This window comes from Kribbella sp. NBC_00382, assembly GCF_036067295.1.
Classification (GTDB): Bacteria; Actinomycetota; Actinomycetes; order Propionibacteriales; family Kribbellaceae; genus Kribbella.
This window is the reverse complement of record NZ_CP107954.1, coordinates 2598664-2610672: the sequence shown is the minus strand read 5'-3', so window position 1 is coordinate 2610672 and position 12009 is coordinate 2598664. Positions and strand designations below refer to the sequence as shown.

At 68.4% G+C, this 12009-nt stretch carries 14 protein-coding genes; 9 read left to right on the top strand and 5 right to left on the bottom strand.

The features are described 5' to 3' along the window. Nucleotides 1–38 precede the first annotated feature (38 nt). The 3 genes from OHA70_RS12855 to OHA70_RS12845 all read right to left on the bottom strand — a co-directional run bounded on the left by OHA70_RS12855 (nt 39) and on the right by OHA70_RS12845 (nt 2697). A complete protein-coding gene (locus OHA70_RS12855) occupies nt 39–695 on the bottom strand; it encodes a hypothetical protein (protein WP_328331994.1) in 657 nt (218 codons plus the stop codon). A gap of 119 nt (nt 696–814) precedes the next feature. Further along, nucleotides 815–1852 carry an Rv2231c family pyridoxal phosphate-dependent protein CobC gene (gene cobC, locus OHA70_RS12850; protein ID WP_328331992.1) on the bottom strand — a complete coding sequence of 346 codons (1038 nt, stop codon included), beginning with the start codon at nt 1850–1852 and terminating at the stop codon, nt 815–817. A 53-nt stretch (nt 1853–1905) separates the two neighbouring features. Continuing rightward, complete coding sequence (locus tag OHA70_RS12845) at nt 1906–2697, bottom strand: carbon-nitrogen hydrolase family protein (RefSeq protein ID WP_328331989.1); 792 nt, start codon at nt 2695–2697, stop codon at nt 1906–1908. A 337-nt stretch (nt 2698–3034) separates the two neighbouring features. On the opposite strand from OHA70_RS12845, the gene mobA reads away from it, so the two are divergent. From mobA to OHA70_RS12830, 3 genes are read left to right on the top strand one after another with little or no spacing between them, the layout of a single operon-like run. Continuing rightward, nucleotides 3035–3574, top strand: coding sequence for a molybdenum cofactor guanylyltransferase (mobA, locus tag OHA70_RS12840; protein ID WP_328331987.1), 540 nt, complete (start codon nt 3035–3037; stop codon nt 3572–3574). A 40-nt stretch (nt 3575–3614) separates the two neighbouring features. Next, nucleotides 3615–4496, top strand: a complete 882-nt coding sequence (locus OHA70_RS12835) for a phosphotransferase family protein (protein WP_328331985.1) — start codon at nt 3615–3617, stop codon at nt 4494–4496. A gap of 42 nt (nt 4497–4538) precedes the next feature. After that, a complete protein-coding gene (locus OHA70_RS12830) occupies nt 4539–5516 on the top strand; it encodes an NAD(P)H-quinone oxidoreductase (RefSeq protein WP_328331983.1) in 978 nt (325 codons plus the stop codon). Nucleotides 5517–5548: 32 nt separating this feature from the next. Here OHA70_RS12830 and OHA70_RS12825 read toward each other — a convergent pair whose 3' ends face one another. Continuing rightward, nucleotides 5549–5971 carry a VOC family protein gene (locus OHA70_RS12825; RefSeq protein ID WP_328331981.1) on the bottom strand — a complete coding sequence of 141 codons (423 nt, stop codon included), beginning with the start codon at nt 5969–5971 and terminating at the stop codon, nt 5549–5551. A gap of 54 nt (nt 5972–6025) precedes the next feature. Here OHA70_RS12825 and OHA70_RS12820 point away from each other — a divergent pair, with 54 nt between their 5' ends. From OHA70_RS12820 to OHA70_RS12805, 4 genes are all read left to right on the top strand, one after another. Next, complete coding sequence (locus OHA70_RS12820; RefSeq protein WP_328331979.1) at nt 6026–6613, top strand: TetR/AcrR family transcriptional regulator; 588 nt, start codon at nt 6026–6028, stop codon at nt 6611–6613. 62 nt (nt 6614–6675) lie between these two features. Beyond that, entirely contained in the window at nt 6676–7248 is a 573-nt protein-coding gene (locus OHA70_RS12815) for a PadR family transcriptional regulator (protein WP_328331977.1), read from the top strand. Next, on the top strand, nt 7245–7964 hold the full coding sequence (locus OHA70_RS12810) for an ABC transporter ATP-binding protein (protein WP_328331975.1): 720 nt from the start codon (nt 7245–7247) through the stop codon (nt 7962–7964). The genes OHA70_RS12815 and OHA70_RS12810 overlap by 4 nt, the downstream gene beginning before the upstream one ends. Next, nucleotides 7964–10603 carry an ABC transporter permease gene (locus OHA70_RS12805; RefSeq protein WP_328331973.1) on the top strand — a complete coding sequence of 880 codons (2640 nt, stop codon included), beginning with the start codon at nt 7964–7966 and terminating at the stop codon, nt 10601–10603. Before OHA70_RS12810 ends, OHA70_RS12805 begins: the two co-directional genes overlap by 1 nt. Here OHA70_RS12805 and OHA70_RS12800 read toward each other — a convergent pair. Next, on the bottom strand, nt 10600–10800 hold the full coding sequence (locus tag OHA70_RS12800; protein ID WP_328331971.1) for a hypothetical protein: 201 nt from the start codon (nt 10798–10800) through the stop codon (nt 10600–10602). The genes OHA70_RS12805 and OHA70_RS12800 overlap by 4 nt on opposite strands. Before the next feature lie 25 nt (nt 10801–10825). On the opposite strand from OHA70_RS12800, the gene OHA70_RS12795 reads away from it, so the two are divergent. Both OHA70_RS12795 and OHA70_RS12790 read left to right on the top strand, forming a co-directional pair. Next, nucleotides 10826–11356 carry a CGNR zinc finger domain-containing protein gene (locus OHA70_RS12795; RefSeq protein ID WP_328331969.1) on the top strand — a complete coding sequence of 177 codons (531 nt, stop codon included), beginning with the start codon at nt 10826–10828 and terminating at the stop codon, nt 11354–11356. 32 nt (nt 11357–11388) lie between these two features. Continuing rightward, nucleotides 11389–12009: a bacterial proteasome activator family protein gene (locus tag OHA70_RS12790; protein WP_328331967.1), complete on the top strand. Its 621-nt coding sequence runs from the start codon at nt 11389–11391 to the stop codon at nt 12007–12009.

Here is a 12009-nt window from a genome sequence, read left to right as displayed (position 1 = left end):
CCCTTCCGGAAGTCGCCCGCTCTCCGGCACTGGGCTCGTCAACTTGAGTAGTTCCCGTCGGCACCGCCGTCAGCGCCACCATCGGTCGCACCGGGCGAAGCACCTCCGTCAGCGGGCCCCTCAGCGCCGCTGTCGGCTCCACCGTCGGCACCGCCATCGCTGACACCAGGCGAAGCGCCTCCGTCAGCGGGCCCCTCAGCACCGCCGTCGGCTCCACCGTCAGTACCGCCGCCTACAGCGCCACCATCGGCCGGGCCTTCACCAGCGCCGCCATCTGCTCCGCCGTCCGTCGCACCCGGCGAAGCACCGCCGTCAGCAGGCCCCTCAGCACCACTGTCGGCTCCACCATCAGCACCGCCATCGCTGACACCAGGCGAAGCACCACCGTCAGCGGGACCCTCGGCACCGCCATCGGCGCCACCATCAGTACCGCCGCCTACAGCGCCACCGTCGGCCGGGCCTTCACCGGCTCCACCATCAGCACCGCCGTCCGCGCCGCCATCGTGGCCGCCGATCGTCGCGCCGCCATCGGCGAAGCCTTCACCCTCGGCGTTCCCCGGCAACCCGGAGCCGCTCGAGGAAGTGTTGCCGCCGCCGTCAGCGCCGCCATCGGTCGCGCCGCTGGACGCGCCACCGTCGGCCGGCCCCTCGCTGTCGGCCGACGAGGTCGTCATGTCGTCGTCGCTCAAACCCATGATGCTGCTCCCTTCGAAGTACCCGGAGTGTTCTGTCGCCCATCTTGTGCGCAAAGTAGACCGGGACTAAACCCCTGAGCGCGTTACAACGAGCACTCGGTTCAACAGCGATCATCCGATCAGCCGAGAACGTCCTGCCAGACCTTCAGAAATGCATCCGTGACCGCCTCCGGCCGGACCGCGATCCGCAGCCAATCCGGACCCAACCCAGGGAACGTGTCTCCGCGCCGTACTGCGAAACCACGCTCCCGCAACTGCTCCCGCACCAACGCCGCCCCGGCCACATGCACCAGTACGAACGGCCCGCGCGCAACCCCGTACGTCGAAACGGCAGAGGTACAGCCAAGACCAGCAAGCAAATGCGCCCGCTGCCGATCCAGATCAGCAGCCGCTTGCGCCGCCTCCACCAAGGCACGCTCGTTGCTGCAAGCAATCGCAGCAGCCAGCGCAGGAGTGGACACCGGCCACTGCGACTGCACTGCCGCCAACTGCTCGATCAACCCGGGCGCGGCCACGACGTACCCGACCCGAAGCCCAGCCAGCCCCCAGGTCTTGGTCAAGCTCCGTACCACCACCAGCCCCGGAATCGACGCCCCCACCAGCGACTCCGGCTCACCCGGGATCGCGTCCATGAAGGCCTCGTCGACGACCAGGATGCGGTCGGGGCGAGCGAGTTCGCGCAGGTCATCGGCACTGTGGAGGATCGACGTCGGGTTGGTCGGGTTGCCGATGACAACCAGGTCCGCGTCGGAAGGTACCGCGCGGGGATCAAGCGCGAATCCCGTCTCCGGGCCCAAGATCACCCGGTCGACCAGATGACCGGCCGACCTCAAGGCAGCCTCAGGCTCAGTGAATTGCGGGTGAACGACGACCGGGTGCCGCGGCCGGAACGCGCGAGCGATCAGTACGAAGGCCTCGGCGGCGCCGGCCGTGAGCAGGATCTGCGACGGGTCGCGCTGGTGCCTGGCCGCGACGGCCGCGAGCGCCGCGTCCTGGCGTGGGTACGCGGCCAGGTCGGCAAGGCTCGCGCCGACCTCCTCGATCAGCCAGCCCGGCGGCGTACCGGCCCGGACGTTGACGGCGAGATCGACCAGGCCATGGCCGACCTCGAGGTCGCCGTGGTGGTCGAGGTCGAAATCGTCCCGACGTTGCGTCACAGGCAGGAGGCTAACCCGCTTGTCCGAACTTTGGGCGTCGGATCTCAGGAAACCTAGCGAGAAGTCACTGTGAAGCGTCGGTTCTGCAGGGATGGATTGCGTCGGCGGGTGTCGGCCAGCCGGTCCGCCGAGATCTCCGCCGTACCGATCCCGTCCGCCTCGCCGACCGCCGCGATGGCGATGCCCTGCGGGTCGATGACCTGGCTCAGCCCGCAGTACTTCTTCCCGTTCTGCGCGGCCGCGGCGACGTAACAGGTGTTCTCGATCGCGCGAGCCGTCAGCAGCGTGGTCCAGTGATGCTCCTTGAGCGGCCCGCGCACCCAGGCCGCCGGTACTACGAACACCTCCGCCCCCGCATCGACCAGCGCCCGCGACAACTCGGGGAACCGCAGGTCGTAGCAAGTCATCAGCCCGAGCTTCTGCCCGGCCACCTCGACGACGACCGGCGCGACGTCGCCCGCGGTCAGCTGGTCCGACTCGCGATAGCCGAAGGCGTCGTACAGGTGGATCTTGCGATACGCGCCGAGCAGGTCGCCGTCCGCACCGACCGCGAGCAGCGTGTTGTACGGCCGGGCCTCGTCGCAGCTCCGCTCGAACATGCCGGCCACGATCGCGACGCCGTGCTCAGCCGCCGTCTTGCGCAGCGTGCCGACGAACTCCCCGTCGAGCGGCTCGGCCAGATCGCCGACCGAACCACCCTCGCTGGCGAAGTCGGCCATCATCGCCTCGGGCAGCACGACGAGATCGGGCTTGCCGACCGCGGCGTCGGCGACCAGTCGCGTCACCAGGTCACGGTTGGCGGCCTTGTCGTGCGAGCTGGCGGTCTGCACCACGGCGATCTTCACCTCTCCATGGTGCCAGGAATCCGACTTGATCCTCACCCGACGGACTGTCGATTCCATGAACCCCGAGGACAGGACCTGGCAGGTCGGCGAGCTCGCGACGGCGACTGGGTGAGGTCGCCCGGGTTCTGGACGGGGAGCTGGCCGACCCTCGTGAACCATCCGACGGCAGCTGGAGCAGGTCGAGCAGCAGCTCCGAGCGGCCGAGCGATTGCGCGCCGAGCTGCAGGAAGCCCGGGAGAGGTGGCGTGCCGGGATGTCGGAGGAGGAACTGGCGGAGGTTGCTGCCCGCCGCCAAGCGATGATGCCCAAGTAGCAGGCCAGGGGGCAGACTGGGGTGGTGGAGTTCGATGCAGTGGTGCTTGCTGGGGGTGGGTCTACTCGGTTTGGTGGGGTGGACAAGGCGCTGCTGGTGCTGGATGGGGTGTCGTTGCTGGATCGGGTGCTGACGGCAACGAATGCGGCGGCGTCGACGGTTGTGGTCGGGCCTGAGCGTCGAGTCTGCCGGCCGGTGGATTGGACGACGGAGGATCCGCCGGGTGGTGGGCCGGTCGCGGGTATCGCGGCTGGGCTCGAGATCGGACGAGCGCCAACCGTCGTCCTGGTCTCCTGCGATCTGCCCTGGATCACCGCTGACGAGGTGACGCAATTGGTGGACGGGGTGGGTGAGCATGACGGATTCGGGCTGCTGGATACGGACAGTCGGGAGCAATGGCTGGCGGCGGCGTACCGGCGTACGGCGCTGACCGATGCTTTGAAGAGGATCGGCGATCCGCAGAACAAGTCCGTCCGGCGACTGTTCCTGGGGCTGGACCTCGCGTGGTCCGCACCCAGCCGGGCCGGCGATGACGTCGACTCCTGGGCCGACCTCGACGATTAATCCTTCGACACCTGGCGATGCCCGCCCTACCTTGGCGGCAATGGATATCGCCGCGATGGTTGAGAAGGCCTGCCCGGGTAGTTCGATCGACGAGGTAGTGGAACGGTCGGGCGGCCAGCTGAGCAAGGTCTTCGAGGTACGCCGGACAGCGGCCGAGCCGGTGATCATGAAGATCTACGAGCCGGAATGGGCCTGGAAACAGGCCAAGGAAGTCCACGTCTACGGTCTGCTGCGGGAACACCTGAAAGCGGCAGTGCCGAGCGTCCTGCACGCCGAGCCGGGTGAGCCAGCCTTCACGGTGCTGACGAAGATCGACGGAGTGCCACTCTCCGAGGCAGAGCCGCCGGACTGGAAGGCCGTCTATGTTCAGCTCGGGGAGTTACTCAAAAGAATTCACCGCATTCCGCAACCGGCGTACGGGTATCTCACCGACGAAGTACTCGAGCCGCTGCCGAGCAATGACGCCTATATGCGCCGCCAGTTCACCAAGAAACTCAAGGAGTTCGACGAGCTCGGAGGCGATCCGCAGCTGAGCGAGAAGATCGCCCGGTACGTCGAAGAGCACGCCGGCCTGCTGAGCAAAAACACCGCACCAGCCCTTTGCCACAACGATTTCCACGAGGGCAATGTGCTCGTGGACCCGGAGACCTGGCAGGTCCAGGGCTTCATCGACGTCGAGAACGCGATCGCCGCCGACCCGCTGGTGGATCTCGCCAAGACCGAGTGCTACTCGATCTGGGGCAACGCCGACAAGCTCGCCGGCCTCCTCGAGGGCTACGGCGAACTCCCCACCGACTGGCGGCCCCGGATGACGCTCTACCGCCTCTACCATTCACTGGAACTCTGGGACTGGTTCAAGACGATAGGCACCGTCGATCCGCTCGACAGCATCGCGGGGGACATGGCGGAGATCGTTCGCTGAGCCGCACTCCGCGACCTGAGGACAAGCAGTACGGTGGCAGGCATGCGAGCTGTCGTTTGTGAGGGTGCCGGTGGCGTCGAGGTCCTGACGATCGGTGAGATCGAGGATCCGACCCCTGCGGTCGACGAGGTCGTCATCAACGTGGTCGCCGCCGGGGTGAACCGGGCCGACCTGCTCCAGCGGCAGGGCCACTACCCGCCGCCGCCCGGGGCGCCCGGCACGATCGGGCTCGAGGTGTCCGGCACGATCGCGGCGGTCGGCGCCGAGGTCGAGGGCTGGTCGGTCGGCGACGAGTGCTGCGCGCTGCTCGCGGGCGGCGGGTACGCCGAGAAGGTCGTCGTACCGGCGCCGCAGGTGATGCCCGTACCGGACGGCGTCGACCTGGTGAGCGCGGCCGCGCTGCCCGAGGTGGTCGCGACGGTCTGGTCGAACGTGTTCATGACCGCCCATCTCAAGGAAGGCGAGACGCTGCTCGTGCACGGCGGCTCGTCCGGGATCGGCACGATGGCGATCCAGCTCGGGGTCGCGCACGGCGCACGGGTGCTCTGCACTGTCGGTAGCAAGGAGAAGATGGACTTCTGCCACCGGCTCGGCGCCGACGTCGCGATCAACTACAAGGAAGCCGAGTGGGCGTCGGTGGTCAACGAGGCCACCGGCAAACAAGGCGCGGACGTCATCCTCGACATCATGGGCGCGAAGTACCTGCAGGACAACGTGAAGACCCTCGCGTACGACGGCCGCCTGGTGATCATCGGGATGCAGGGTGGCACCAAGGGCGAGCTGGACCTCGGGCGGCTGATGTCGCGGCGCGGCTCCGTCACCGGTACTGGCCTGCGGGTCCGCTCAGTCGTGGAGAAGGGGCAGATCCTCGCCGAGGTGGTCGGTCACGTCTGGCCGGTCTTCGCCGCCAAGAAGGTGCGCCCGGTCATCCAGCGCACCTACCCGCTCGAAGCGGTCGCCCAGGCACACGAGGCGCTCGAGCAGTCCAACCACATCGGCAAGATCCTGCTGACCATCTGACGACTCGCTCGGCCAGGCGGCTGAGCAAGCTGCTACTCCGAGGCGGCCGGGAAGTTGGCCGCCAGCCACTCAGGGTCGGGCGCGACCAGCTGGATCACATCGATCCAGGTGCCCTCGGGGTCGCGGACGAAGAAGTGCCGCTGGCCCCAGACCTCGGTGACCACCTCGGTCTCCAGCGTGACGCCGCCCTCGACCAGCGCCGCCGCCACCCGATCGGCATCGTCGACGATGAAGCCGAAGACGTTGCTGCTCTCGGTCAGCGCCGAAACAGCGGCCGGCACCGACGCATGGCCGCGCTCGGTGATCGCCAGCTCCCAGTCGGCGTCGCCGCGCCGCAGGGTGATGAACCAGCCGATGTCGAGGGCGATCTTCAGGTCGAAGTGCCGCTCGTAGAACGCGGCGACCTGGGCCGGACGAGCGGTAACCACCGTCGCGCCGAATGCTGCGGGCTGCATACAACTCCTCGGATGTCCGCCGATTACTCGCTGAACATTAGTACCGTCAGGACAGTGACTGGGGAACAGGTTCGGCGCGGGGCACACGTCCTGCGGGCAGTGGTCGACATCATCGCCGAACGCGGGCTCGAGGCCGCCACCATGCGCACCGTGGCCGCCTCGGCCGGCATCTCGCTCGCCCAGGTCCAGTACTACTTCCGCAGCAAGGAAGACCTCGTCGCCGCCGCGTTCCGGCACGTCACCGAGCTGTTCGACCTCAAGCTCGCCTCCATCGACCTCTCCAAACCGCCCCGGCGCGTACTACGGGAAGCCCTCGAACTCTGGTTGCCGCTCGACGAGCCGCGCGCCCGCGACGCCCGAGTCCGGCTGGCCTTCAGCGCGGCCGCCACCACCTCCCCCACCCTCAAGGAGATCGCGGCCGCGACCGACAACGAACTCCGGATCGCCCTCGCCCGACTGCTCGACGCGGCAGCCGCGGAGGGCGACCTCTCCGAGGTGACCGACACCGAGACCGAGGCCGCCCTGCTGCTCGCCGTCATCGACGGGCTGGTCGTCCAATCCCTGGCGATGCCCGAAGACACACGGACACCCTTCCTCGCCGAGTCGCTCGACACCCACCTCGCCCGCCTGTTCACCCCCTGACAGTTCGTCCTCAGTCGAAAGGGCGTTGACCAGGGAATACTGAGTATGCATACTCAGTATCTATGTCGATCAAGCACGGTTTGCTGGCGCTGCTCCGGACGGAGCCGAAGTACGGGTACCAACTGCGCGGGGAGTTCGAGGCGGCCACCAACTCGACCTGGCCGCTCAACATCGGGCAGGTCTACACGACCCTGACCCGGCTCGAACGCGACGGACTGGTGCAGGCCAGCGCCGGCCAGGACGACGACGGCCGGTCGCTGTACGAGATCACCCAGGCCGGCCGGGACGAGCTGGCGAAGTGGTTCGAGACGCCGGTGACCCGGGAGTCGCGGCCGCGGGACGAGCTGGCGATCAAGCTGGCCCTCGCGCTCGCCGTACCGGGGATCGACGTGACGGCGGTGCTGCAGCGACAGCGGGCGTCGACCATGCAGTCGATGCAGGAGCTGACTCGGCTCAAGCGCGGCAGCCGCGACGGTGAGATCTCCTGGCTGCTGGTGCTGGAGTCGATGATCTTCGGCGCCGAGGCGGAGATCCGCTGGCTGGACCACTGCGAGTCGATGCTGTCGCGCCATCGAAAGACCAGCACGCCGGTGATTCATTCCGAGGAAGACCAACAGGCGGAGGCCACGAGATGAGCACGATCCTCGATATCCGCAATCTCACCCGGGTGCACGGCACCGGCGAGCAGGCCGTGCATGCGCTGCGCGGCGTCGACCTGGCAGTCGCGGCCGGCGAGCTCGTCGCCGTGATGGGCCCGTCCGGCTCGGGCAAGTCCACGCTGCTCACCTGCGCCGGCGGACTCGACCGGCCGAGCAGTGGCGAGATCCTTGTCGACGGCAACGACCTGGCCACCCTGAACGCCAAGGCGGTCGCCGCCCTGCGCCGGCGCCGGATCGGGTACGTCTTCCAGGACTTCAACCTGATCCCGGCCCTGACCGCCGCCGAGAACGTGATGCTGCCGCTCGAGCTGGACGGCACTCGCGCCCGTACTGCCCGCAAGTACGCCGATGCCGCGCTGGCGGAGGTGGGCATCGCGGAGCTCGCCGACCGATTTCCCGACGAGATGTCCGGCGGACAGCGCCAACGCGTCGCGATCGCCCGGGCCATCGTCGGAGAACGCCGCATCCTGCTCGCCGACGAGCCCACCGGCGCCCTCGACTCGGAGACCGGCGAGGCAGTCCTCCAACTCATTCGCGACCGTTGCGACCAGCACGGCATCGCCGGCGTCCTCGTCACCCATGACGCCAGGCACGCAGCCTGGGCCGATCGCGTCGTCTACCTGCGTGATGGTGTCCTGGTAGGCCAGTCGGGTCCGCTGCCCGAGGTCGACATCCTGCTGGAAACCCGCTGATGGCGGGCTGGGGACCCCCACTCCGGATCGCCCGGCGAACGGCCCGGCGTTCCTTGGGGAGGACTCTGCTCGTCGCCGCGCTTATCGGCGTACCGGTCTTCGCGGCGTCGTGGATCGGGTTGATGGACAAGGCGCAGAGCCCGACCGGCGAGACGCTGGCCCGGACTACGATCGGCCAGGCAGACGCGCAGGTCACCGTTGCGGAGTACGCGAAGCTGAATCCCTGGCCGTCGCGGCCGAGTCTGCTGACCGGCGGACCGGGGATGCTGGAGGGCACCGACCAGCAGCCGCGCGATACCAGCAAGGTCGATCCGCTGCCCTTGCTGCCGACGGGCAGTACGACGGCCCGCGCACTCCAAGAGGCCGGGCAGGTCGATATCCGCGGACCAGAGGCCGACACCTCGGTCAGCCTCGTCACCGGCGCCGGCCAGAGCAAGCTGACCGCGGGTACCTTCCGGCTCGACGGCGGGCAGTATCCGGGCAAGTCCACCGAGGTGGCCGTTTCGCCATCACTCGCGGACTACCTCGGGCTCCTCGACGACGGCAAGCTGAAGGCCGGTGCCACGCTGACCGCGGCGAACGACCAGAAGTACCAGGTCGTCGGACTGGCCCGCACCTTCAGCGACCCCAGCCTGCGCACAGTCTTCGGTACTCCGGACACGCCACTGGCGACCATCGACCCGATCGCTCCGGTCGTCTACCTCGCCGACCTCCCGGCCGGTACCGACGCCGACGCCCTGAGCGACAACCTGCTCAGCAACGGGCTCATGCTGTTGCCTCGGGCAAACATCGTCGATCCGCCACCGGACCCGTACGGCGCCTCCACCGATGCCGGGGCGGTCGCCGTGATGGCGCTGGTGATCGGTTTCGGCATCCTCGAGATCGTCCTGCTCGCCGGTACTGCGTTCGCCGTCATCGCTCGGCGGCAAACCCGCGATCTGGGCCTGGTCACCGCGGCCGGCGGGACGCCACGCGACATCCGCCGGATCGTCTTGGCGCAGGGCTTGTTCATGGGTGCGATCGGGGCCGGCGGCGGACTGCTGCTCGCGATCCTGGCAGTCCTTGCGGGACGGCCGCTGTGGGAGAAGATGCTGTCGACGCTGATCGTCAGCACGGAGATTCCCTGGCTCAGGCTCGTACCGATCGCTGCACTGGGGTTGCTGGCCGGCCTGGCCGCGGCGATCGTGCCTGCGGTCAGCGCCGGAAGGCAGACACCATTGGCCGCACTCAGTGGGCGATTCGCCGCGGCCGGCGGAGTGGTCAGACTGCGCAAGCCGGCGATCTGGCTGGTCGTCTTCGGTGTGGCCAGCACGATCCTCGGCAGCATCTGGATGTCGAGGGCGCTCGAGGAGGCTCAGCGACAGGTCGCTCAACAGGGCGAGCACTACCGGGCCACCGTGACGCCTACTGGGCCGATCGCGCTGGTTCTGCTGGGCATCACGGCGACCGTCGTCGGCCTGGTCTGGATGCTGCCGAACCTGGTGGCCAAGCTGGCCGGGTTCGCCCGGTTCCTGCCGCTGAGCGGACGGCTCGCGCTGCGCGACGCTGCCCGCCATCGGCACCGCACCGGGCCTGCCGCGGCCGCCATCATGATGTCGGTCGGCGCGACCGCGGCGATCGCCTTCGCGATCTCCAACTCGATCGCGGCCGACGCCGAGGACTACGTCCCCGAGAGCCTGCCCGGTGACGCCGTCCTGCGCTTCTCGCCCGGTGGCGTCACGAACTCACCGGCGACCGTGAAGAAGGTGGCCGCCGCCCTGCCGGTCGAGCAGACCTACGAGATCGGCCAGATCATCCCGACGGGCGCGAAGCGAAACGGTCCGTATATCCCTACGCTCGCAGTGGTCACAACGCCGACGGACCAGCAGAACGGCTACAACCTTATGGCCGTCGACCCGGCGTACGTCGCGCGCTTCCCCGGCTACGGCCCGCAAGCCGCCGCGGAGTTGCGGGCCGGCAAGATCGTGCTTCCCTCGCCGGCCGGGATCAAGGGCGGAACCGTTCCGTTGAGCTCGGACGGCGACCCCGAGAGCAAGTCGGCCGTCAGCTTTCCGGCGACTTCGGTTCCTTCCGCGCCGATGACGGCTCAGCTGTCGACCACGGCGATCATCAGCCCGGCGGCAGCCAGAAAGCTCGGCACCGTCGATCCGTACCTGGCGATCTACCAGCTCGAACGCGAGCCGACCAGCGCCGAACTCGCCGCCGTGGCCAAGATCCTCGGGCACGACGACTACCTGCATATCGAGAAGGGCTATGAGAGCCCAGCGCGGCTGTGGTTCCTCGGGTTGATGGCAGCGGCGACCATCGTCACGTTGCTCGGAGTGGCCATCTCGGTCTCGTTGTCTGCGGCGGAGGGGCGCGCAGACCTCGCGACGTTGGCCGCGGTCGGCGCTCCGCCACGGCGACGGCGCAGTCTGGCCGCCGCGCAGGCGTGGATCCTGGGTGAGCTGGGATGTCTGCTGGGCGTGGGAGTCGGCGCTTTGTACGGCTACACAGCTCACGCGGCCTTCGGGTCACCGCAGTTCATGATCCCCTGGCGGGAGATCGGCGGCATCGTGATCGTCGTGCCTTTGTTCGCGGGACTGCTGGCCTGGTTGCTGACCAGGTCCCGGCTGCCGATGGTCAGCCGGGTCGACTAGTACGCCGTACGCCGCTGCAACTCGTTGCCCTGAGCACCTACCCTGGCCAGATCGGGATGGGCGACCGGGTGCAGCGGCGTACTGGTGACACGCCACTGGCCGCACGCGCAGCGTTGGTAGCTGAGCAATCCCTCGCTGACGGGATGTGAGGACTCGACGTGCCAGCGGTGCCGGTGAGCTTCATCTGTGGTGGTCATGGGTCCATCGTGCTGTAATGGCATTGTGCATCTCAACCCTTACGGCGCGGACGCGGTCCTGCTGGCCGTCAATCTGGTGACCAACCCCGCTTCCACGGCTGTCGAGCTGGCCGAACGATGCGAGGAGAGCGGCGTCGAGAGCCGGCTGGTGAGAGCCAGACGTGTGACGTCCGCCGACCTTGCCGCGGTACGGGTCGCGTTGGACGAATGGCTGGAGGTCGTCGACGCGCCTGATGAGGACAGCCGGGTTCGGTTGATGAACGCGATGCTGGCGAAGTACACGGAGCATCCGCGGCTGACCAACCACGCCGGCGATGGCTGGCACATGCATTACCGCCCTGACGGCGTACCGGTCGGGCGACTGGTCGCGACACTGATCAGCACCGGTACTGCGCTGCACCTGGCCGGCCGCGGGATGTCCCGGCTCGGCCGTTGCGCGGCGGACGGCTGCGAGAACGTGTACGCCGATCTGTCGCGAGGCGGGCGTCAGCGCTATTGCAGCCCTGCGTGTGCGAACCGTGACGCGGTGCGCAGGCATCGCTCGAAGGCCTCCTGAAGCGTTGGAACCCACGCACCTAGGATGGGCGTATGAGCGAGAGCAGCGGCGAGAACCAGGGCGAGCGGGAAGTACAGATGACCGGCGCCCAGACCGAGGACGGCAAGATCCTGATCGTCGGTCCGGACGGCATGGCTGTCGAAGGCCCGCCGCGCGAGCGGACGGACGAGCACAGCGACGAGCCGCGCTCGGTGACCGAGCTGGTCGAGCAGCCGGCCAAGGTGATGCGGGTCGCGAACATGATCCGGCAGCTGCTCGACGAGGTGAAGGCGGCACCGCTCGACGAGGCCTCCCGGCAGCAGCTGCGGGCGATCCACGAAGCGTCGATCAAGGAGCTCGAGAGCGGCCTGGCGCCGGAGCTGGTCGAGGAGCTCGAACGGCTGAGCCTCGACTTCACCGAGGACAGCACGCCCACCGAGGCGGAGTTGCGGATCGCGCAGGCCCAGCTGGTGGGATGGCTGGAGGGTTTGTTCCACGGCATCCAGACCGCGTTGTTCGCCCAGCAGATGGCGGCCCGCCAGCAACTGGAGCAGATGCGCCGCGCCCTCCCCGGCGGCCAGCAGATGCAGGGCCCCGAGGACGGTTCGCCCTTCCCCGGCCCGCCTCAGCCCGGTACGACCGACGGACCGGGCAGTGGGGGCATGTACCTGTAG